The sequence below is a fragment of the Bacillota bacterium genome (genome assembly GCA_012842395.1).
Classification (GTDB): domain Bacteria; phylum Bacillota; class SHA-98; order UBA4971; family UBA4971; genus UBA6256.
On sequence record DUSX01000034.1, the window covers coordinates 156,473 to 178,392 of the forward strand.

The 21,920-nt window shown below is 63.0% G+C and carries 19 protein-coding genes; 1 reads left to right on the forward strand and 18 read right to left on the reverse strand.

Going from position 1 to position 21,920, the window contains the following annotated elements:
- Positions 1–15: 15 nt before the first annotated feature.
- The 7 genes from GX515_10530 to corA all read right to left on the reverse strand — a co-directional run bounded on the left by GX515_10530 (position 16) and on the right by corA (position 6,825).
- On the reverse strand, positions 16–1,440 hold the full coding sequence (locus tag GX515_10530; protein HHY33425.1) for a hypothetical protein: 1,425 nt from the start codon (positions 1,438–1,440) through the stop codon (positions 16–18).
- Positions 1,430–2,758 carry an FtsW/RodA/SpoVE family cell cycle protein gene (locus GX515_10535; protein ID HHY33426.1) on the reverse strand — a complete coding sequence of 443 codons (1,329 nt, stop codon included), beginning with the start codon at positions 2,756–2,758 and terminating at the stop codon, positions 1,430–1,432. Before GX515_10535 ends, GX515_10530 begins: the two co-directional genes overlap by 11 nt.
- Positions 2,755–3,471 (reverse strand): Stp1/IreP family PP2C-type Ser/Thr phosphatase, encoded by a 717-nt coding sequence (locus tag GX515_10540; protein ID HHY33427.1) that lies wholly within the window; start codon positions 3,469–3,471, stop codon positions 2,755–2,757. The genes GX515_10535 and GX515_10540 overlap by 4 nt, the downstream gene beginning before the upstream one ends.
- Entirely contained in the window at positions 3,468–3,905 is a 438-nt protein-coding gene (locus GX515_10545) for an FHA domain-containing protein (protein ID HHY33428.1), read from the reverse strand. Before GX515_10545 ends, GX515_10540 begins: the two co-directional genes overlap by 4 nt.
- A 5-nt stretch (positions 3,906–3,910) precedes the next feature.
- Positions 3,911–4,681 carry a DUF3662 domain-containing protein gene (locus tag GX515_10550; protein ID HHY33429.1) on the reverse strand — a complete coding sequence of 257 codons (771 nt, stop codon included), beginning with the start codon at positions 4,679–4,681 and terminating at the stop codon, positions 3,911–3,913.
- Positions 4,682–4,784: 103 nt separating this feature from the next.
- Positions 4,785–5,870, reverse strand: coding sequence for a 23S rRNA (adenine(2503)-C(2))-methyltransferase RlmN (gene rlmN, locus GX515_10555; GenBank protein ID HHY33430.1), 1,086 nt, complete (start codon positions 5,868–5,870; stop codon positions 4,785–4,787).
- The gene (gene corA / locus GX515_10560) at positions 5,845–6,825 is read right to left on the reverse strand and encodes a magnesium/cobalt transporter CorA (GenBank protein HHY33431.1); all 981 of its coding nucleotides are present in this window, start codon (positions 6,823–6,825) and stop codon (positions 5,845–5,847) included. The genes rlmN and corA overlap by 26 nt, the downstream gene beginning before the upstream one ends.
- 373 nt (positions 6,826–7,198) lie before the next feature.
- Here corA and GX515_10565 point away from each other — a divergent pair, with 373 nt between their 5' ends.
- On the forward strand, positions 7,199–7,816 hold the full coding sequence (locus GX515_10565) for a histidine phosphatase family protein (GenBank protein HHY33432.1): 618 nt from the start codon (positions 7,199–7,201) through the stop codon (positions 7,814–7,816).
- Positions 7,817–7,821: 5 nt separating this feature from the next.
- Here the strand turns inward: GX515_10565 and GX515_10570 are convergent, their stop codons facing one another.
- The 11 genes from GX515_10570 to rimO form a co-directional block, all read right to left on the reverse strand.
- Complete coding sequence (locus GX515_10570; GenBank protein HHY33433.1) at positions 7,822–9,021, reverse strand: hypothetical protein; 1,200 nt, start codon at positions 9,019–9,021, stop codon at positions 7,822–7,824.
- Positions 9,022–9,092: 71 nt separating this feature from the next.
- Entirely contained in the window at positions 9,093–11,144 is a 2,052-nt protein-coding gene (locus GX515_10575) for a cellulosome anchor protein (protein HHY33434.1), read from the reverse strand.
- An 18-nt stretch (positions 11,145–11,162) separates the two neighbouring features.
- Positions 11,163–12,251, reverse strand: a complete 1,089-nt coding sequence (locus tag GX515_10580) for a TonB family protein (GenBank protein HHY33435.1) — start codon at positions 12,249–12,251, stop codon at positions 11,163–11,165.
- Positions 12,252–12,306: 55 nt separating this feature from the next.
- Entirely contained in the window at positions 12,307–12,720 is a 414-nt protein-coding gene (locus GX515_10585; protein ID HHY33436.1) for a biopolymer transporter ExbD, read from the reverse strand.
- Positions 12,695–13,333 carry a MotA/TolQ/ExbB proton channel family protein gene (locus tag GX515_10590; GenBank protein ID HHY33437.1) on the reverse strand — a complete coding sequence of 213 codons (639 nt, stop codon included), beginning with the start codon at positions 13,331–13,333 and terminating at the stop codon, positions 12,695–12,697. The genes GX515_10585 and GX515_10590 overlap by 26 nt, the downstream gene beginning before the upstream one ends.
- 223 nt (positions 13,334–13,556) lie before the next feature.
- Complete coding sequence (locus GX515_10595) at positions 13,557–14,501, reverse strand: ABC transporter permease (GenBank protein HHY33438.1); 945 nt, start codon at positions 14,499–14,501, stop codon at positions 13,557–13,559.
- A complete protein-coding gene (locus tag GX515_10600) occupies positions 14,491–15,627 on the reverse strand; it encodes an ABC transporter permease (GenBank protein HHY33439.1) in 1,137 nt (378 codons plus the stop codon). The genes GX515_10595 and GX515_10600 overlap by 11 nt, the downstream gene beginning before the upstream one ends.
- Positions 15,578–17,194 (reverse strand): ABC transporter ATP-binding protein, encoded by a 1,617-nt coding sequence (locus GX515_10605; protein ID HHY33440.1) that lies wholly within the window; start codon positions 17,192–17,194, stop codon positions 15,578–15,580. The genes GX515_10600 and GX515_10605 overlap by 50 nt, the downstream gene beginning before the upstream one ends.
- Before the next feature lie 178 nt (positions 17,195–17,372).
- Positions 17,373–18,416: a BMP family ABC transporter substrate-binding protein gene (locus tag GX515_10610; protein HHY33441.1), complete on the reverse strand. Its 1,044-nt coding sequence runs from the start codon at positions 18,414–18,416 to the stop codon at positions 17,373–17,375.
- A 365-nt stretch (positions 18,417–18,781) separates the two neighbouring features.
- Entirely contained in the window at positions 18,782–20,041 is a 1,260-nt protein-coding gene (locus GX515_10615; protein ID HHY33442.1) for a Glu/Leu/Phe/Val dehydrogenase, read from the reverse strand.
- A 509-nt stretch (positions 20,042–20,550) separates the two neighbouring features.
- Positions 20,551–21,918: a 30S ribosomal protein S12 methylthiotransferase RimO gene (gene rimO / locus GX515_10620; GenBank protein ID HHY33443.1), complete on the reverse strand. Its 1,368-nt coding sequence runs from the start codon at positions 21,916–21,918 to the stop codon at positions 20,551–20,553.
- Positions 21,919–21,920 lie beyond the last annotated feature (2 nt).

The window sequence follows — 21,920 nt, forward strand, 5'->3', positions numbered from 1 at the left end:
TCACCTCGCCCGGCATCACCGCGAGGCGGCCCGAAGCGCGGCGCGCAGGATCTCGCGCGCCACGGGCGCGGAGACCGCCCCGCCGGACCCCCCGTTCTCGAGCACAACCGCCACCGCGCAGCGCGGGTCATCCGCCGGAGCGAACCCCACGAACCACGCGTGGGGAGCCCCGTGTGGGTTCTGGGCGGTGCCCGTTTTGCCAGCGACTCTGACCCCCGGAAGCCCCGCGGCGCGCGCTGTGCCTCGCGCGACCGCCCCGACCATCATATCCTTCACGAGGCCGGCCTCTTCAGCCGGGACCGGCACGCACAGGATCACGCTGGGAGTCCTGCGGAGCACGGCCCCGTCGGGATCGCGCACTTCGCGTACCACGTACGGGCGGCGCATCACCCCACCGTTCCCGATCGCTCCGACGGCGCATGCCATCTCAAGTGGGCTCGCGAGGAGCGTGCCCTGGCCGATAGATATCTGCGCGACCGTGGCTCTGTCAAGCCCCGCATCAGCGACTGTGATGACACCCGCCGCAGTCGGGACATCAAAAGGCAAGGCCGCGCCGAAATGGAAGCTCCGAAGACCATTATACAGCTTTTCGCCGCCCACGCGCCACCCGATCTGGGCAAACGCCACGTTGCACGAATAGGCGAGAGCAGACGAGAGGTTCACGTTCCCATGCGCCTTGCCTCCGGGGCACGAGATCTCACGGTCATCGCCGGCGCGCGTTCCGACCCTTATGGCGCCCTCACACCGGAACGTCTCGTCCACGCTTACAGCGCCCGAAGACAGAGCTATGGCCGCTATCATCGGCTTTACCGCCGAGCCGGGCGGGTAGAGGCCGAGCGTCGCCCTATTGAACAGCGGGCTTGCCTCGTCTTCGACAAGCCGCTCCCAAGCGGACGAGATCTGCGATGGCGAGAAGCCCGGGTTGCTCACCATCGCGAGAACAGCGCCGGTCCTCGGGTCAAGCGCCACCGCAGCGCCGCGGCGCCCCGCCATCGCCCGTTCCGCCGCCTGCTGGACCTCTAGATCAATAGTGAGGACTATGTCGTTACCGCGCGCGTGGCCGTGGCCCGCTGAGAAAACGCTCCTAACGAAGCTTTCGAGCCAGCTCCGCCCGTCGAGCCCGAGGAGCTCCGAGTTGTAGCTCGCTTCGAGCCCGGCCACGCCGTACCTCGCGTCCTCGTAGCCCACAAGGTGTGCCAGGCTGAGCGGGCCCACGTAAAGCCTGGGCCCACCGGGTGCAACATCCCTTGCGACGGGCTCCCCGCCCGAGAGGAATATGGAGCCTCGTACGATCTCGCGCCTTGCCGCCGTCACCCTGGGGTTTCGCGGATGGGCCGAAAGACTCGGCGCGCGGACGACGCCCACATAGGCGAGCCTGGCTGCCACAGCGATGAACGCAACTAGAAACGCGGCCGTGACCCGGCGGATGCTATCCTTCAACCTCGACCCTAGCCTCCTCCTTGCCGCGCTCCTCCTGTTCCTCGCGGGCCACGCGGAGCACGAATCCCACCGCGGCAAAGCTTGCCACCATCGAGCTGCCGCCGTAGCTTACGAACGGCAGAGTAACCCCGGTGAGCGGAACGAGCCCCAGGACTCCACCGGTTATCGCGAGCGCCTGCAGTCCTATGAGGGAAGTCATGCCCGCTGCGAGGAGCCCGCGAAAATCGTCTCTCGCTCGGGTGGCCCACGAAAGCCCCCTCTGCACCAACAGTGCGTAGGCGCCAATCACGGCCAGCCCGCCCACGAGCCCCATCTCTTCGCATATGGCGGAGAAAACGAAATCGGTAGGCGCGGCGGGTATGACGTTGGGCATCCCGCGACCAGGTCCCACGCCGATGATGCCACCCGCCGCCACGGCGAACATGGACTGCACCGCCTGATAGCCGGTGGAATCCATGAACCGCCACGGATCGAGCCACACAGTGAACCTGGCCTTGACGTGCGGGAAAAACCAAGCGCATGCTGCAGCACCCAGCGCCAGGAGAACCGCACCCCCTGCCACATAAGAGGCTCTCCCCGACGCCGCGTACAACATCACGAGGAAGACCCCGAAAAAGAGAACCGCCGCCCCCAAGTCTCTCTGGAAGACCAGAAGCACGAGAGCCAGGCCCCACATCAGGACGAGCGGCCCGGCGTACGAGAGGTCCGGCAGGAGGATCCCAAGGAGCCTCCGGGATGACCTCTTCAGTAGCGCTCTAGTGTCCTTGAGATAGCCTGCGTAGAACATGACCATGAGGACCTTGGCGGCCTCCGACGGCTGCACCGCCACAAATCCAAGGTCAAGCCACGACCTTGCGCCACCGACCTCGACGCCAAAGAAAATGGTGCTCGCGAGAAGGACGCACGACGTCGCCGCGGCAACGAACCTGTATTTCTCAAACACCCGCACCTCCGGGGTGAACGCCACAAGCGCGGACATCGTCGCGACCCCGAGAGCGAGATGGCCCACCTGCCTCGCAGCAAGCCCAGGATCGAGCCTGAGGACCTCTGCGAGGCCGACGCCTGAGAGAAAGGCCACAACCGAGAAGACCACCGGGTCGCCAATGCGGCGTCCCCGCCCGAACGAGATGTGACAGGTGAGGAAGATCCCAGTGAACCCTAGAAGCGCGGGCCACCCCGGCGAGCGCTCCGGCCTCCCGGAAGCAAGGGTCGCCATGACCACGCCGAGCATGCCGGGCAAGAGCGCCGTCGCGAACAGAGTGTCGATTGATGACGGCCCTGGCAGGCCCCGGGCTGCGCCGCGAGCGTCGTATGTCATGGCAGGTCAAGGAACACCGCTACAGCGGTGATGTTGTCGTGGCCCCCTCCGCGCATCGCGAGCTCCACGAGCTGGTCTACTGCGGATCTCGGATCTTGCGCAGAAGCCATAACTCTCAGTATCTCCCCGTCGTCAACGGCACCGGTGAGGCCATCTGTGCAGAGGAGAAACCGGTCGCCCGGTCCGAGCTTGCAGTAGCCCACCTCGATCTCCACATCGGGCTGCGTGCCGATGGCACGGGTGAGGAGATTGCGCTGAGGGTGGGCACGGGCCTCAGGTTCGGAAAGCATGCCCATGCGGATAAGCTCGCCTACGATGGAATGGTCCTCGGTGAGCCTGTGCAGCCTGCCATCCCGCACGAGATACGCCCGGCTGTCGCCCACGTGTCCTATGTAAGCAGTGTCCCCTGTGATCAAGAGCACGGTGAGAGTAGTCCCCATCCCCTCGCAGGACGGATCGGCCACCGAGCGCTTGTACACGGCCCGATTGATCCCCTCCAGGGCTTCCGCCAAGGCCCCAGCCGGGTCGCCGTTCTCCGGAGGCTTGAACTCTTTCAACATGCGGATGGCCATTTGGCTCGCGATCTCACCCGCTTCGTGGCCCCCAAGTCCGTCAGCGACGGCGAAAACGCCGTCACCGATGAGGTAGTCATCCTCGTTCACGGACCTCACGAGGCCCACGTCCGTCCGGGCAGAGGCCTGCATAACCCTCACCCCCGAAACCGAAATATGGTGTCACCGAGCTCCAACCGGTCTCCCTTCCTGAGGCGCCGTTCCCGACCAAGCTTCCTTCCGTTCACGTACGTGCCGTTGACGCTTCCGAGGTCCCGGACGAAGAAACCCGACTTGCCGAAGACGATCTCGGCGTGCCTCGCGGACACGTATGGATCAAGGATAACGATGTCGTTGTCGGGCGCACGCCCGAGAACCGTGACAGCGCCGAGGGTGAACCGCTCGCCGCCCGATGGAACCCCAGGCCCGGACTCCACCTCGAGCTCGCCCCGGCACCGGGCTGGGCATTGCGCGTCCGGCGCTCGAAATCGCTCCTCCGCGAATTCGTAAACCCCTGCCATTCGGGACGCACGGTAGACAAATAGACATATCAGGCTAGCCAGAGCCACGCGCGCGACAAACCATGTAAGCGCCACGTGGGTCATGCCTCCTTGAAGCAGGCAGCCACCTTGCCGAAGTTGACGTGGTCGCCGTCGGCAAGGATCTGTCGCGACACCCTCCTGCCATTGACATACGTCCCGTTGGTGCTTCCCAGGTCCAAGACGTAGAAGCGTCCCGCCTCCCGACCTATCTCGGCGTGACGCCGGGACACCCCGGCGTCCTCCAATACGATGCCACAAGAGCTTGAGCGGCCCACGACCACCCTGTCGCCGCCGAGGGGGAACACGCGCTCCACGCCCCCATTCAGCCGCACTATAAGCCGCGGCCCTGTAGGGAGATCCCGGTTCGACGGGCCCGCGCCGCCGCGACTAGAGATGAGCGTCCGCGACGTCTCCTCCGCCGAGAGCCCCGCACGCGATGCGTCGTCCGGCTCTCCTCCGTCGTCGTCCTCGACGAAGGACCCCTCGACCCTTATGTCTCCCGGCTTCGCGGCCTCATCTGCCACGAACTCCACGTCTACCCGGCCCACGAACGAATAACCCTGCCGACGAGCCCGCGACATCACATGTGCCGCGAGTTCCCGCGACACCGTGCGAGCAAGCGGCCCCAGGTACTCCACGTCCCGTGCGTGCAGCCTTACCTTGTAGTGATTCGGGACGTACGTGCGGGTCACGGAGATCCTTTTCTCATCCTCCATTTCCCGCAGCAGGTACCTCCCTATCTCTACGGGGTGCGTAGCCTCGCGGGCCTTCCGAAAGATGCCCTCCACGATCTCCTCGATCGCCCTTTCCATCCGTGCGAGGAAGTTCATGACACGGTCCCCCGAAACCGCACGCAGCGCGCCGAGCTTGCCGCGTCTCGTGGCCCGCCCGGCCGCTCGGGTGTTCCCAGTCGCAGTATATCTCTACCGTAACTCACCTGCAATATCTACGGCGCAGCTGCCCGCACGCGGCGTCGATGTCAAGCCCGAGCCCCCTCCTTATTGTCACGGGGATGCCCGCCTGCCTCAGAACCGCGAGAAAACGCATGACTCTTTCCCGGGGCGGACGCTCATAGGCCTTCCCGTCTACGGGATTCAATGGAATGAGGTTCACGTGGGCCAGCATGCCGGAAACGAGCTCCGAAAGCCGACGGGCTTCGGCCGGGCTGTCGTTGACGTCGCGGATGAGTGCGTACTCAAAGGTGACCCGGCGGCCTGTGCGGCTTGCATAGAACGAAGCGGCCTCCATCACCTCGGCAATGGGGTAACGCTTGTTGATGGGCATGATCTCGTCGCGCAGGTCGTCGGTGGGAGCATGAAGGGAGATCGAAAGCGTGACAGGGATGCCCTCGCCGGCGAGCCGCCTGATGCCCGGCACGAGCCCGCACGTCGACACGGTCATGCGCCGGAAGCTCAAGTTCAACCCGTCCTTGGCGTTCAATATGCGCAGAGCCTTCGTGGACGCGCTGTAATTGTCGAGAGGCTCGCCCGTCCCCATGAGAACGACCCAGCCCACGCGGGCCGTCCGCGGCCCTTCCCCCTGTCCCTTGGACAGGTCCATGTTCATCTTAAGGACCTGGTCCACTATCTCGCCTGGGCTCAAGTTTCTGGTGAACCCTCCCATTCCCGACGCGCAGAACGCGCAGCCCATCTTGCAGCCCACCTGCGTGGAAACGCACGCCGACACGCCGTAGGCGTACTTCATCCGCACCGCTTCCACCGAGTTTCCGTCGCCCAGGCCCAGAAGGTACTTGACAGTGCCCTGCGTGCCAGACGCACGCGAGATCACCTCCAGGTCGGTCAATCGTGCCGCATCCGCGAGCCTCCTGCGCAGCTCGATCGGGAGGTTCGTCATCTCGTCAAAGCGTACGGCGCCCTTCCGGTGTATCCAAGAGAAGACTTGGGTGCCTCTGTAGGCGGGCTCACCCATGTTCACCATGAACTCTGCGACCTCATCTGGCAGGAAACCCTTGAGGTCCGGCTTGGAGCGAGGCCTAGAACCAACCTCTTCGTTTGAAATAGACAAGGAAACCTCCCCCCACGAGCAACATCACTATCCACACCATGAGATAGCCGTATCTCCATTCCAGTTCAGGCATGTACCTGAAGTTCATGCCGTATACTCCCGCGATGAACGTGAGAGGCAGGAATATCGTCGCAACTATGGTGAGCCTCTGCATCACAACGTTCGCGCGGTGGGACGACATCGACAGATACAGCTCGAAGAGGCTCGCCACCGCGTCCCTGGCAGAGTCGAGCATACCGAGCAGCCTGTGGATGTGGTCAGATGTGTCTCTGAAGTACCAGGCCGCCTGTTCCGAGATGAACCCCACGTCGCGCCCGGCGAGGCTTCCCACAAGGTCTCTCGTGGGCACCACGCTCCTGCGCGCCCTCGCGATGTTCCTCCTGACCGCGGTCAGGCTCTGAAGCGCGTTCTTGGTGCGCTCCAATAGCAGCCCCTCCTCGACCTCGTCCAGCCGGTCACTCCACCGATCCACAAGCGGGAAGAACGAATCGACCAGGGCACTGAGGAGAGCGTGGACCAGATAATCCGGGCCCATCGCTCGCAGCCCCGGGTGTTCCAGGCATCTTTCGATACACCGGTCCACGATGCCCGCCTCACGCATGTGGACCGTCACCACGAACGCGCGTCCGAGGAATATGTCGAGTTCGCCCGTGGACAGCTCGCCGAACGTCGCGTCATCGGCTGTACACACCAGGTGATGGGTGACCAGGAACAAGTACTCCGAGAACTCGTCCACCTTCGGTAGCTCACTGTACGCCCGGCAGTCCTCTATCGACAGAGGATGGAAACGGAAGACGCGCGATAGGATCTCGAATTCGTCCTCAGTCGGCGCCTGGAGATCGACCCAGACAAAGCCTGCCTCGCTCCGTGCAGCGGCCTCTATCTCCGGTTCACCCTCGATCGCCTCAGGGGCATCCCCCGGACTCTTGAAGAAGAACGCACGCATCATGCCGTCCCAGTCCACCTCCCAAGATTCGCTGCGTGCTTTCGACCTTCCTGCCAGAAGTATCCCCCTTGGGCGACCCAGCGTATGCCGGTCATGGAAGCGCGCCTCCATTGGACAGTCTCCGGCATGCGACCGCTGGCCCCGCGGGCCCGGTTCCGGCGCGGTGCGCTCCTCTCGCTCTCAGAACGCCGTCCCTGCGCACACCGTGAGCCGCTCCAAAACCGCCCAAGCAGCAACAACGGCTGCCCCCCGCACGACACGGCACGTAGCGGCGTGGGAACCCGCTTCCCCCTCCCGCAAGGCAGGAGATCGAGGCATCCTTGTCGAAACGCAGGCTGGTCCGCAATTCACGATGACTTGCAGGAGGTTTCCAGAAGTGACTCGCGTGTTTCTCGTGCGACATGGTGAGACGGAGTGGAACACCAGCCGAAGATTCCAAGGCCACCGGGACGTTCCCCTCTCACCCGTCGGAGAACGGCAGGCGGAACGGCTCGCACTGCGGCTCGCGGGAGAGAGCCTCGCCGCCGTATACACGAGCGACCTGGCGCGGGCGGTCATGACGGCCCGCGCGATCGCCAAGCCTCACGGGCTCTGTGTCGTGCAGTTGAAGGAGTTGAGAGAGATCGACGTGGGTGATTGGGAGGGAATGAGCCTCGACGAGCTCCACAATGCGAGAAGGACAGACGTTGCAAAATGGCTCGAGGACACAGTGAACAACCCCATCCCCGGCGGCGAGTCATACGCTGATCTCAGGGACAGGGTTGTTCCCAAGGTGATGGAGCTGGTCCACGCCCACCCCGACGCCTCGATATGTGTCGTCAGCCACGCCGGACCCGTGAAGATGATCCTCTGCCATGCATTGGGGATGACCGTTGACCATCGCCACAGGATAGACCTGGCCAACGCTTCCCTCTGCATGGTCGAGTACTCGCCGGGAAGGGACCCAAGGGTGATTTTTATGAACGATACATGCCACCTTCGCCCGTCGGCCTGACCTCCTCACTTGATCACGATGCCGAGTATGGCCACGGCCGCAAGAAGGATCTTAAGGAGGGCGTTCTCCTTGCGGAGCGAGTCCACGTCCTTTGCGGTCTGCGCCTTCGTAGCGGCGAGCTCCGAGGCGAGGTCCGCAATGGCAGTCTGCAGCGAGGTATCCGTGGACAACCTTGCCGCTCGCTCGGTCGCAAGGCCGTCCTCAAGGGTCAGCGTCTTCCCCGTTACCGCGTCCAACGCCTCTTGCAGTTTCGTGTCGGATGCGTTCAGCTCCGCCACGCTCATGCCGAGCGAGGTATTGAGCGTTCTGACGTCTTCCTGCAGGGTCGCGATGTCGCCCTGAGCCGAGGTGAGGCCCACTTTGAGGGCGTCGATGTTCCCGCCGAGATCCTTTTTCGCGGCGACAAGCCCGTCAGTGACCAACGCGACCTGGGGCTCGAGCGTGCTGAGACGCAGGATCGCCGCGGAGAGGTCCTCGTCAAGCTGCTTGAGCTTGGCATCGTGGGCGTCGAGGCGGCTCGCCAAGCCCTTGTCAGACGCCTCCATCCGTCCCGCGAGATCCTCGAGCGAAGCCTGGGCGTTGCCGAACCCCTTGGCGACATCATCAGCTAGGCTGGCCATCCGGCTTTCGTTCTGGTCTATCCTCGCGGAAAGCTTGCTCTCAGCCTCCCGGGCCCGTTGGTCGGCCGCGGCGACGCTCTTGCCGGTGGAGGTGGTGATATCGGCGATCATCTTCTCAACCTCGGCCCTCAACTGGTTCTGCGTGAAGGTCAGACGGGCAATGTCTTCCTTCATGACCGCCTGGGCCCGGTTCTGCTCATCGACAGACTTTTTGAACACATCTAGCTCGTTTGCGACCTGGACAAGCTCCTGTCGAAACTCCACGGAGAGCTTCCGAAGGAGCTCCACGTCCTCGGGGGTCGCACCAACCTTGCCGCTCTCGATCTCGCTCAAGATCTTCGCTATCACCACGGCAAGCGTGTATCTGTCCACCGGTTTTCCGCCTTGGAAGGTGCCGTCGCCGTACAACGCCAGATAGCCCTTGTCCACAAGCGTCTTAACGGCCTGGTACGCCCAGTGATCCTTGGGGACGTCCTTGATCTCCGCGGCCATGGCGCGCCCGGGCACGGTCAGCAGCGTCGCGCAAAGCAACGCCACACACACTGCCTTTACAGGAACTCCGAAAAGAAGCCTTCTCCTAGTCATAACACTCCCCCCAGCACGGGCAGGGCCCGCTCCGTTCAGCTGACATCTATCTCATTTCACGGTCGTCCTCGCTATTTGACCGTCACGGAGGCGCTTTCGATGGACCCTGGGACGGGCACTCCGTCGTCGCCCACAAGGGACGTGTTCTCGAGCCAGACGCGGGAGGTGCCCGGCGCTTTCGCCCGAAAGCTCACAGTCGCGAGAACGCCCGTCACGTCCCGCGCCTTCGTGAACCGACCCAGGATGCCTTTCACAACGCCCTTCGAGTTGTCGATCACCCCCTCCCTCCAGAAGGCCATCCCGTTGTCCTCCACGAAAGCCGTCCCTCTCGACACGAAAACTGCCTCGAGCACAGCGGGATCGAACCGCACGTCGAATTGCGATTCCATGAGCCCTGGAACGTTCCTCGCGACCACGTCGACGGTAAAGAAGTCGCCCGCAGAGAGCGAGGCAGCCGGCACGTTCACCATAACCCTCGAGGGTAGCTTGGGGACGCGCACGGTCCCCGTGGCGAATCTCTCATCGGTGCTGCGCGACTCGACCTTCACCACATAGTCGGAATCCCCCGCGCCTCCCGACGGGACTATCTGCCAAAGCACTCCGAACGTTTCGCCGGGAGCGAGCGTTCCGGGGAATCTCGACGCCGTCTCGCGCTGGGCAAGCTTGACCCCTTGTCCAAGCGTGAGCGTGGCCTTGACCCCGTAGGCGGGAGCCCCGCCCACGTTTTCAATGACCGCCTTCACCCCGAGAGGATAGGGATCGAATGCGTCATCCTTCACCTCGAAGCCGGGGGGCGCTTCCACTCGCACGAGAAGGTTTGGAGGCGCGAGAACCCTCACCGAGCGCGCCACTCGGTTGGGCTCGGCGTTCTCAGCCTCCACCACCACCGAATACTCGAGCTCGGCCTGGTCCACGACGTCAGGGGTCAGGTCCCACGCTGCCTGCGCTGTCTCGCCAGGCTCCAGGTTCCCGAGGACGCGCCCGCTCTTTTCCCCAGGAGCTAGCCGGAGCCCGGATGGAAGCGCAATGGTTATGCGCACGCCCAAGGCTACGGTGGGGCCAGAGTTTTCTACATAAGCGACCACAGGGAAGGTGATCGGCCTGTCCTTTGCGCATGTAACCTCCGCTGGCGATGTCACGCCCACCGAAAGCACACCGGGCGCAATGCTGATGCCGCCCATCCCGTACAGCGTGGTGTATTCCTTCGAGTCACCTGGAGCCAGTGGCACAGGGTCCCAGAACAGAGCGATGGCACTGTCGAGCTCGTACTCGCCGCTCCTCGTGAAATCGCGGCCTGGCGAGAAGTCCGAGTCCCACACCCCGTCAGCAAGACTTCCCCAGTTGGTGAAGACCACGCGATCTGGCGGGGTTACCTCGGGTCCTGCCACGGTTCCCTGGCTTGTGACGGACGGGCTTGAGAGCGAATCGAACGCCTGCCAGAAATGAGGCATGTCGTTGGGTCCGAACACGGTGTCGGAGACAACGGCCTTGTCCTTGACACGAAACGGGGCGCCGTCGTTCGCCCCCAGCATAGTGTCTAGCATGACGCGCAGCCCGACGTTGTGCGGGGTCAAACCATGATTCGAGACAATGTATGTGATCTTAGCCGTGTCGAAGAGCCCGGTGGTAGTGCTCCTCACGATCGAAAGCACCTGAGAAACCTCGATGTCGCCGAAGTTCCAGGCGGCGATGATGTTTCCGCCGGAAAGCGTCGGCCCAAGCACCTTTGTGCCGTAGTATCCCTCCCTGCCCGCACGCCGCTCCGTCTTTCCGCCGAAAACGTAGTCCACGCCGTCCACCTTCACGGTCGTGTACGAGGTCCACGGGCACGGTCGGCCGTATATGAGAGGCTTGTTGTCGTCCGCCGGGTTGAGCGGATCACCACCCGTGGAATCCACGGCGAACCTCCCGGTGCCGTCGTCGGTCGCGTTGACGAACACCTTTATGTACTGGTTGCTCACCTCAACTAAGTTGGGACTCGCACTGCGGCCCTCCTCCTCGGCGTGCAGCGCCGCGCCCCCTGGCGCGGAGAAGAACCACGCACAGGCCGCGGCTACCACAGCAGACGCGAGGAGATACGCGCATCGCCGAAGCCTACCCCGCCCGGCCTTCCAACAGGTCACTTCGTAGCCCTCCCATGCTCAGTCCCCGAGAACTCTAACGCCCCCGAAGGCAATCTCTACTGTCGTCTTCCGGAACGTCACCCGGACCGCCAATTCATACGGCCACCCGATGGCTTGGAATCGCCAGCCCCTCGATATCGCGCGAATGGCCGCGTCGTCAAGGCGAGCGTCCCCGGATCCCACTGTCACCGCGATCTTGGTCGCGTTGCCGAGCGCGTCAACCGACACGGACAGCTGCACTGAACCCTCTGCCCCTTCGTTCTGGGCGTCCTTCGGATAGACCGGCGGAACGCCCGATAGGACCAACGAACGCCCCGTGCCGAACTCCTCCCCCTTGGGTTTCGCAGGCGTCGCGGGCCCACCGCCCGCATCTGAACCGCCTGTTCCTTCAGCAGTCGCGCCCCCCGCTGTCGTCGATCCCCCTGCCTCCTCACCTCTCGCGGACTCCCCGGCGTTCGTGCCTGCCGCCGCCGTCGTAGGCACGGCATTACTCGCAGAAACGCCCGCACCAGCCGATGCAGACGGCGTGGCCGCGGGGACCGGCACGACCTCGTCGGACTTCCCGGTAAGAACGTTCTCACTGGCGCCCGCGGCCGCCCCGGTGGCACCGGCACTCGTGATCGCGGGCTTCGAAGAAACCGCGGGGACCTGTTCACTCGGAACAGGCTGGCTTCCGGTCGAGCCTGCAGCCGCTTGCTTCGTTTGAGCAGCACCTGTTCGGACCGGCGCGGGCGCTTGCGCCGGCTTTGCTGGCGCCCCGGATGCGGAGCCCGGCTTGGGCTGGACCGCTTGCTTGGGTTTAGGTGCGGACGCCGGCCTCGGCGCCGGTTTGGCCGAGGGCTTCACCGTCACTTGCGTCTCCGTCCCTGCGCCGCTTGCGGGCTCGGAAGGCTGTTGCGCCTCGGGCTGAACAGCCACGGACGCGTCGCCATCGGGGCTTCCCGCCCTCGGAGCCTCGAATGCCTGCTCGATCTCGCCGAACTCCACTGGGTAGATCACAACTTGGTTCAGGCTCGCCACCGGTACCAGGAATATCACGGCAGCGTGGACCAAGAGCGAAGCCAGGATCGCAAATCCCATCCTCGATCTTCCGCTGTCATGCTCCATCTACGCCACCGTCCTTTCTCCGGAGACCGGTCGCACCACCCACCGCTCCCCGGTGCTACTTCGCCGCCGTCTGTTTGTCAGCGGCAAGGGCGAGCCGCGTCGCCCCCGCAAGCCTTGCGGCGTCCATGACCTCCACGAGCTTGGAATACCTTGTTGAGCTATCAGCCCTGATTATCACAAGCTGATTGGGGTTCGCCTGCACGCTCTTCTCGATGTCTGCCCGCAACCCCTCCATAGCGACTCGGCGGTTATTCAAATACACGTCGCCTGCCCTGTCTATGACCACCACGATCGCTGCGGAGTCCTGCGGCGTCGCGGTGGCGGCCCTCGGGAGTTTTACGGAAAGACCCATGGGGTTCGTTCGGAACGTGGTGAACAACATGAAGAACGAGATGAGAAAGGTCATCACGTCCACCATGGGGACGAGCTCAACCCGAGGCCTCTTACGATTGTTTCTGCGAAAGTTCACCCTCGCTCACCCTTTCAGCAAGGAGGTTCACAAGGCTCGACCCGAACTCGCCCATTTCGACAAGTCTCCTGTCTATGAGCCCTGTGATGTACACATGGAGGATAAACGCAGGGACCGCGATGATGAGCCCCGCCGCGGTCGTGATGAGGGCCTCGGCTATGCCGGCCGCCAGTGCCCACGGTTCGAGTACCTGGGGACTTGAAGAAAGGATTCGGAAGTTCTTGATAAGCCCCGTCACGGTGCCGAGCAGCCCCAGGAGCGGGGCCACCGTTACCACCATGTCTAGCACGGGAAGATGGTTCTCCAGGAGAAACGCCTCACGTTCGCCGGCCGCCTTCACTTCTGCCTCGAGCTCGGCCTTGGGACGGTTGGCGTTGGTAAGCGCCGCGGTGGCGAGCGCTCCGATTTGACCGCGTAGCTGCTGCACAGCTGCCACGGCCTCAGCCATGCGGTCACGGTCGACAGCAACCGAGATGAGTCGCAAGGCTCGTTCGGGATCCTGTGATGTCCTGAGCAGGTATAGTATGCGTTCGAACGCTACCGCAAGAGCCAGAACTGAGCAGAGAAGGAGGGGTATCATCACCGGTCCGCCTTTGATGAGAACATCAACCATATCTTGCTCCTCCAATCAGCCATGGATCACATGCTCATTGAGTCCTGTTTCTACACGAACTTCCAAACTTCCTCCCTGCATGCCACAAAGCACCCGGTTTTCCATGCACGACGTGCCTGCCAATTCATGCCATCACAGAACAAGGCCGGGAGGCACACCGCCTTCCGGCCCACTAGCTACGCCCTCACCTGCTCTCATGCCCGCATCCGGCGGGAATGGGCGTTCATCCCTGACGCTCGTATGGAACGCCGTCCGCGGCCGGCGCCACCGCTTTTCCGATGACCCCGGCGAGAGCGGCCATGGTCAAGATGTACGGCGCCATCAGCAGGAACTCCCTCGGGATCACCATGATGCCCAGGGTCTGCGAGAGGATCTGGAGCGCGTCAGCAAACCCGAAGAGAAGGCATGCCGCGAGCGCCCCGTACGGGGTCCACTTCCCGAATATCATCGCAGCAAGGGCGATGAACCCTCTTCCGCCCGTCATGTTCTCCTGGAACTGGCTCAGGAAGCCGACGGACAGCGATGCGCCGCCCAGCCCCGCAAGCACGCCGCTTGCAAGAACGCACAGGTACCTGATTTTGAACACGTTTATCCCGACGGTCTCGGCGGCGCGTGGGTGCTCCCCGACAGCCCTGATCCGCAGGCCGAGCGCGGTCCTGAAAAGCACGAAATGGGACAGTGGGACGGCGAGAAGCGCGATGTACACGAAAGGCGTGTGCTTCCCTATCATCGCCCCAAGGACCGGGACCTTCTCTAGAAGCGGGATGGTCCAGTCCGCCACCTTGGGCACGGGCGGCGATTGGCCCGCGTGCTGAAACACGCTCCGGAGCATGAACCCGGTGAACCCAAGCGCGAAGATGTTTATCGCAGTTCCGCTCACGACCTGATCGGCCCTGTACTTTATGGACACGACGGCGTGTATCGCCGCGACGCCAACACCCGCCATCACCCCGCCAAGCACGCCGAGCCACGGCATTCCGGTGAAGTAGGAGACGAGCATCGCCATGAAGGCTGCAACGAGCATAATGCCCTCGAGAGCGATGTTCACCACACCCGACCTTTCTGAGAACACCCCTCCAAGAGAGGCCAGAATGAGCGGCGTCGCCATCCGCAGCGTAGACACTACAAGCGCTATGTACACGGTGACGTCCGCAAGCCTATGTAGCATCGCCGTCTCCCCCTTCCGCATCGCCCGGAGCCGCCCCCGCAACCGTTGCGACCCTGGCCTTCCGCCTGGGCGCCACAAGGCGCCTTATTATCTCGTCCGCCGCCACGAACAGGACGATGGTCGCCTGCACGATGCCGATGACCTCTTTCGGTATCTTCGCTATGCTCTGCATGAGGATCGCTCCCCTAGCGAGCGTCCCGAAGAGGCACGCTGCGACAAGAACGCCCAGGGGGTGATTCCTACCGAGCAGCGCCACGGCTATGCCGTCGAACCCGTACCCCGTAAAACTGAACACGTCGAGGAACTTGTACTGAAGGCCGAGCACCTGGATGGCGCCCGCCGCCCCTGCGAGCCCGCCGCTTATTATCATGGCGACCAAAATGCTCTTGCGAACGCTGATCCCGCCGTAGCGTGCGGCCTCCGGGTTCTGGCCGACGGCCCGGATCTCGTACCCGAGGGTGGTCCTGAACAGGATGTAATACACAAGCCACACGGCGCCGAGCGCCACGATGATCCCCAGGTGGAGCCTGGTCGGCGGAAGAAACCTCCAGAGCCGGGCGCCAGGCGCGATCGTCGGCGTGACAGGGAGAGGACCGGGCGCCTTGAGCGGCCCGATCACGAGGTAGTGACTAAGGTACAGCGCGATGTAGTTCATCATTATCGTGTTGATTACCTCATGAACGCCCAGCCTCGCCTTGAGGTACCCGGGAAGCGCCGCCCACGCCGCACCTGCGGCCACTCCAGCTCCGAGGGCGAGGGGCATGTGGATGAAGGCCGGCAGGCCGGAAAGGGCGAAACCCGCCCAGGCTGAGGCCACCTGTCCCATGATGAGCTGCCCCTCGGCACCGATATTGAAGAGCCCGCACCTGAAGGAAAACGCCACCGAGAGCCCGGTGAAGATGAGGGGCGTGATATTGATGAGAGTCTCCGCGATGTTCCCGATGCCTCCGAACGCTCCGCGGACGAGAGCACTGTACGCGGCCACGGGGCTCTTGCCGCCCAGCCTCACGAGAACCGCCCCGAGCGCGAGCGCGAGCACTACCGCCACCAGCGGGATCAAAAGCTCCCTTGATTCCTCATGTTGCAGAAAGGTACGCCGCCGCGTGGACGGTTTCCCCCGGCTCATTTCCTGCTCCGGCACCGGCACCGCGCTCACCTCCCACTCCTGTCTCACCTTCTGCCTCCATCCCGGAACCGCGCCCGTGGCGACCGCCGGCCATCAAGAAACCTATCTCCTCCTCTGTAGCCTCCTCGGCCTTCATGCTGCCCACTATGCGTCCCTCGTACAGCACGAGGATCCTGTCGGAGAGCGACATGATCTCCTCAAGATCCAGTGACACGAGGAGAATCGCCTTGCCCGCGTCACGCTGGGACACGAGCCTCTTGTGTACAAACTCTATCGCCCCGACGTCGAGACCTCTCGTCGGCTGTGACGCGATGAGGAGCCGCGGTTCCAAAGAAAGCTCCCGGGCCACCACCACTTTCTGTTGGTTGCCACCGGAGAGAGCTCCGACGCGCACGGTTTCGCTTGGGGTCCTGACATCGAACTCCGAGACAAGCCTGCGCGCGTAATCCTTGACAGCCTGCAGGTCCAGATTGATGCCCCGCGCGAACGGAGGCTTGTGGTATCTCTCGAGGATGAAGTTCTCCGCCACCGAGAAGGAGAGGATCAGGCCGCGACGCTGGCGGTCCTCAGGAATGTGTCCGACACCGTGCGAAATAACCTCGCGGGGAGACTTGTTGGTGATGTCCGCGCCGCCGACCAAGATGCGGCCGGCGCTAACCCTGCGAAGCCCGGTCAGCGCCTCCACCAGCTCACTCTGACCGTTCCCCTCTATGCCGGCAACGCCCACGATCTCGCCCGCCCTCACTTCAAAGGAGACTCCCTTCAAAGCAGGCAGGCCCCGCCCGCTCTTCACGTGGATGTCCTCGACCTTGAGGACGACATCCCCGACCGTTGCCGGCCGTTTTTCCACCGAAAGGACTACCTCGCGACCCACCATCATCCGTGCGAGGTCTTCGGGCGTGGTCTCGCGCGTGGGAACAGTGCCTACGACCCTGCCCCTCCGGAGCACGGCCACCCTGTCGCTTATCGCCATGACCTCCTTGAGCTTGTGGGTTATGAAGATGATCGACTTGCCCTGGCCTGCCAGGTTGCGCATGATCCCGGCGAGCTCTTCGACCTCTTGCGGAGTCAGCACTGCCGTGGGCTCATCAAGGATCAGGACCTCGGCGCCCCGGTACAGAGCCTTGAGAATCTCCACGCGCTGCTGCATCCCGACGGATATGTGCTCGATGCGGGCCTCCGGGTCAACCGCGAGCCCGTACCTGGCCGAGAGCTCCTTCACGTCCTTCACTGCTCGGGCCTTGTTGAGGACGCCGCCCGCGCCCACCGGCTCGGTCCCGAGCACTATGTTCTCGGCCACTGTGAAGGGCGGTATGAGCATGAAATGCTGGTGTACCATGCCGAGGCCAAGCGCGATAGCGTCATTCGGGTCCCGGATGACCACCGGCTTGCCGCGCACGCGGATCTCGCCGCGATCGGGCTTATAGAGACCATAAAGGACGTTCATCAGGGTAGTCTTCCCGGCGCCGTTCTCGCCGAGAAGCGCCAGGATCTCACCTGGATACACGTCGATGCTGACGTTGTCGTTTGCGACGACCCCCGGGAACGTCACGGTGATCCCCCGCATTTCAACCACGGGAGCCTCGTCTCGCGTTGACAGCGAACATACCCCCCTCTCCGAAGGCGCCAGATGCCTCCTGTACACGCGGCACCTGGCGCCTTCCTGCCTAGCTAGCCCGCCCCTTTGGGGCCAAATCACTCTTCCACGTCTCTTGTCACCATCGTCGCCCTTGTAGCGGCGTCGCTCAAATGGCTGGCGGGGTGAACGTCTCGAGCTCAGCCCTGGTGCCCGGGATCACGAGCTCGCCGGAGACGATCTTCTCTTTGTAGGCGTTGACCTTGTCCAGGACTTCCTGCGGGACGTGCTTGGAAGTCTCGTCGCATGGACCGACCCCGTCCTCTTTGAGGCCGTACTCATAGTGGGTAGCCTCGAACGTGCCGTCCTTCACCTTCGACGACACGTCATACACCGCTACGTCCACCCGCTTCATCATGCACGACAGGACGTTGTCGGGAGCCAAGTGGTGCTGACAGGAGTCCACGCCCATGGCCCAGAATCCCGGGCCCTTCTCTTTCGCAGCTTCGATGACGCCTATGCCGCAGGCGCCGGACGCGTGGTACACAATGTCAGCTCCCTGGCTGAACTGCGCAAGGGCAACCTCCTTGCCCTTGGCCGGGTCGTCGAACTTGCCGGTGTAGCCTATGAGCACCTTCACGTTGGGATTCACGCTGCGCACCCCTGCCAGGTAACCAACCTCAAACCTCTCTATGACAGGTGAATCCATGCCGCCCACAAATCCGACGGTTCCCGTCTTCGTCATGCTGGCGGCGATAATCCCGAGGAGGTAGGACCCCTCTTGTTCCTTGAAGGTGACGGACGCTACGTTTGGCTGTTCCACAACGCTGTCGATTATGCCGAACTTCAGATCGGGGTACTGTGGGGCCACGTTGTTCAGGGCGTCTGTCATGAGAAAGCCGATGGCCCATGTTATGTCATACTTCTGATCGGCGAGGCTGCGAAGGTTGGGCTCATAGTCGTCCATCTTCTTGGACTCCACCACGTTTATCTCCGCGCCCAGCTCGTCTTTGGCTTTCTGCAGACCCCGATAAGCCGCGTCGTTGAACGACTGGTCTCCGAGCCCTCCGATGTCAGTCACCATACCGGCCTTGAAGGCCTGCTGGGCTTCTTCGGCCTTCTTTGCTGTGGGAAGACCGCGCACCCCAAGATAAACCGCGGCGAGCACCACGATGACCGCCACTACCACGATCCAGGTGGTTCTCTTGGACATACCCGAAATGCCTCCTTTCGCATTCAGGGAACTACACGAACGCTACTTTAAAGGGAGACCGCGCACCACATCCCTCCCTTCAAGCGGGGATAACGGAACGACGCGAGAATCCCCACGGGATGGTCCGGTCGCGCCAGCCACATCCCGAATATTATGGATTCTACGTCCGCCCCCGCTCTTCCTTCCCAGTCCGGGGAATTGCCCCCATTTACACCCTGCATTGAGACGGCGCACAAAAACCCGCCCCACCCTGCCGCCGGGTGAGGCGGGCCAAGGTTACGCGCAAGCCAGCACCGGCCGCAAACGAGAGCGTCACGGGACACCCGCGGCCGCCCCGAGAAACGGTCGGGTCGGCTCCATGAGCTTCACGGATAGATCCCTCTCAGCTTCGCGGCCTCCGCGACCCTTGAGATCGCAAGCATATAGGCCGCGCTCCTCATGTGGACCTTCTTCTTCTGAGCCATGTCGAACACAGCGTCGAAGCTGCGATTCATGATGTCTTCAAGCTTCTTGTTGACTTCGTCTTCCGTCCAATAGTAAACCATGAGGTTCTGCACCCACTCGAAGTACGACACCGTCACGCCGCCCGCGTTCGCCAGGATGTCGGGTATCACCATGACGCCCTTGTCGAAAAGGATGTCATCAGCCTCTGGAGTCGTTGGACCGTTGGCCGCCTCGGCCACGACCTTCGCGCGGACCCGAGGCGCATTCTCCGCGGTTATCTGGTTCTCGAGGGCCGCCGGCACAAGCACGTCGCAATCAAGCTCGAGAAGGTCGGCGTTGGAGATTGGCTCGGTCCCCTCGGCTCCCACCACCGATCCTGTGAGCTTCTTGTGGGCGAGGACCTTGTCGGGGTCGAGCCCCTTCTCGCAGTACACTCCGCCCTTGGAATCCGATGCTGCGACGATCTTGCAGCCGTCTGCGTGAAGAAGAGACGCGGCCACGGAGCCCGCGTTGCCGTAACCCTGGATCGCGACCCTGAGCCGGTCCATGGGCATCCCCAGATGCTTGGCAGCCCGCCGTATGACGAACACGCACCCTCTCGCAGTGGCCTCATTGCGGCCCAGCGACCCGCCCAGTGGGATGGGCTTGCCGGTCACGACGCCTGGCACGAACTGACCCTTCTGGGTGCTGTACGTGTCCATGATCCACGCCATTACCTGGGCGTTCGTATACACGTCCGGCGCCGGAATGTCGGTATATGGCCCTATGAGGCCGCTTATCTCAGTAGTGAAGCGCCTCGTCAAACGCTCGATCTCGCCCCCGGACATCTCTTTGGGGTTGCACACCACGCCGCCCTTGGCTCCGCCGAACGGAATGCCAACCACCGCGCACTTCCAGGTCATCCACATAGCGAGCGCCTTGACCTCGTCGAGAGTCACCGCAGGGTGGTACCTTATGCCGCCTTTCCCCGGGCCTCTCGCCGTGCTGTGGATAACCCGGTACCCCTTCATCACTTTGATGCTGCCGTCGTCCATTCTCACAGGGAACGCCACTTCGAGGGCTGTCTCGGGGTGGCGCAGGAGCTCGCGTATGCCCGGATCGATATCGAGTCTCTCCGCTACGGCGTCGTACTGCTGGAGAGCCATCTCGTAAGGGCTTCTAGACCTCGTTTCCCCGCTCATCATGCACTCCTCTCCTCTCTTCGGGTCTCTACGGCTCGTTCTCCTTACCAGAAGCACCTTGCCTGCTAGAATATGCAATGGTCGCACGCGCAGGACATCTAACGATGTCGCCAAGAGTTCGCGCTACTTTCGGCGGGGCGGTCGGCGGTCCTGCCTAAGGCTATCGGCCTTGTCCTCCGGGGACGGCGCGCTTGCGGCACGCCTCGTTCGAATTCGGCGCTTAAGACAGCCGAATTCTCCACGCCCCCTCGTGCAAGCACCGGCGACCACAGCGCCGTCAAGAAAGGGGACGAAAACTTGTGGCGCCATAAGTACTCACGGTGGGCTCTGCGGCACGAGACCACGACGAGCCCGCAACCGTGCAGACTGAATGCGTATGCTTATCGCGCCGCTCGCGACCCGCGCGGCGCGTGCTGCCCGGACATGTGGGCACCACACACACCCGTGCTCGTGAGTCAGCGCCTGCGATGCTTTCGAGCCTGCTCGCTCCGCGACCTTTAGTTTTTCTTCTACGGCGCCTGCCTATTTCCTTCTAAGCTGGGGCCCATCGGCAAGATCTCGCCCACAAGGTCGTAGTCGCCTGCTTCCACTATCTTCACACGTCTAAACTCCCCGGGCATTGGGTGCTCGTTCCCAATGTAGATCAGGCCGTCTATCTCGGGTGCCTCTGCCTCTGAACGGCCCACCGTGACGAGCTCGCTCTCCTCTGAGCGCCCCTCGATGAGGACATCGAATACCCTCCCGACCCTGGCCTCGTTTTTCTGACGAGAGATCGCCCGCTGAACCTCCATGGCCTCGCGCCGCCGTCTTTCCTTGACTCGAGACGGGACCCGACCACGCAGCTTCGCCGCTGGTGTGCCTGGCTGCGGCGAGTACGCAAAGACCCCGACTCTGTCGAGGCGGACCTCCTTCAGAAACTCGAGGAGCCGTTCGAACTTCTCGTCGGTCTCGCCCGGGAACCCGACAATGAAGGTGCTCCTGATGGTAACGTCAGGCATCGCCCGTCTGAACGCCGCGATGATCTCGCGCGCGTCCTCAGAGCTCCCTATGCGATTCATGGCCTTCAGGATCTCATCGTCGGCGTGCTGGAGCGGCAAGTCAACGTACTTGCATATCTTTGGCTCGGTCGCCATGACCTCGATGAGTTCTTGCGTCACCCTGGAAGGATACATGTAGAGCACTCTGACCCACCGCGGGCCCTCAACCTCGCAGACCTCCCGAAGCAATTCCGCAAGGGAGGGATGCCCATAAATGTCCTCGCCATACCTGGTGGTGTCTTGCGCAATGAGAATGAGCTCTTTGACTCCCGCGCGTGCGAGCGCACGCACCTCGCTCACGACTGACTCCAGGGGCCGAGACCGGTAAGGCCCACGAAGCTCCGGAATCACGCAGTACGAGCATCGGTTGCTGCACCCTTCCGCGATTTTGACGTAGGCCATGTAAGGCGGGGTTGACAGGATCCGCGGAGCATTCTCGTCGTAAAGGTAGCACGGGGTCCCGACCAGGTGCACCCGCTCACCCGAGAGAACCCGGCCGACCACGTTCGCAATGTGAGGGAAGTCTCCGGTGCCCACCACGGCGTCGATCTCAGGGACCTCTGCGAGAAGCTCCGACGCAGACCTCTGGGCGAGACACCCCGTGACCACGAGGGCTTGACAGCGCCCCGACTTCTTGTACCGAGCGAGCTCGAGTATTGTGTCGACCGCCTCCTGCTGAGCCTCGTCGATGAAAGCACACGTGTTCACCACGATCGCGTCAGCATCCTCAGGAGAAGATACCATCCGATAGCCCGCCCCGGCCAGCACACCGGCCATGACCTCGGAGTCCACCAGGTTCTTCGCGCATCCCAGAGATATCAGCGCAACAGCCTTACTCATAA

Excerpts from the sequence above, each read along its gene's own strand:
- GX515_10535 (HHY33426.1), bottom strand. The coding sequence starts at position 2,758 with ATGACATACGACGCTCGCGGCGCAGCCCGGGGCCTGCCAGGGCCGTCA.
- GX515_10550 (HHY33429.1), bottom strand. The coding sequence starts at position 4,681 with ATGAACTTCCTCGCACGGATGGAAAGGGCGATCGAGGAGATCGTGGAG.
- corA (HHY33431.1), bottom strand. The coding sequence starts at position 6,825 with ATGATGCGTGCGTTCTTCTTCAAGAGTCCGGGGGATGCCCCTGAGGCG.
- GX515_10570 (HHY33433.1), bottom strand. The coding sequence starts at position 9,021 with ATGACTAGGAGAAGGCTTCTTTTCGGAGTTCCTGTAAAGGCAGTGTGT.
- GX515_10580 (HHY33435.1), bottom strand. The coding sequence starts at position 12,251 with ATGGAGCATGACAGCGGAAGATCGAGGATGGGATTTGCGATCCTGGCT.
- GX515_10590 (HHY33437.1), bottom strand. The coding sequence starts at position 13,333 with ATGGTTGATGTTCTCATCAAAGGCGGACCGGTGATGATACCCCTCCTT.
- GX515_10595 (HHY33438.1), bottom strand. The coding sequence starts at position 14,501 with ATGCTACATAGGCTTGCGGACGTCACCGTGTACATAGCGCTTGTAGTG.
- GX515_10600 (HHY33439.1), bottom strand. The coding sequence starts at position 15,627 with ATGAGCCGGGGGAAACCGTCCACGCGGCGGCGTACCTTTCTGCAACAT.
- GX515_10605 (HHY33440.1), bottom strand. The coding sequence starts at position 17,194 with ATGCGGGGGATCACCGTGACGTTCCCGGGGGTCGTCGCAAACGACAAC.
- GX515_10610 (HHY33441.1), bottom strand. The coding sequence starts at position 18,416 with ATGTCCAAGAGAACCACCTGGATCGTGGTAGTGGCGGTCATCGTGGTG.
- GX515_10615 (HHY33442.1), bottom strand. The coding sequence starts at position 20,041 with ATGAGCGGGGAAACGAGGTCTAGAAGCCCTTACGAGATGGCTCTCCAG.
- rimO (HHY33443.1), bottom strand. The coding sequence starts at position 21,918 with ATGAGTAAGGCTGTTGCGCTGATATCTCTGGGATGCGCGAAGAACCTG.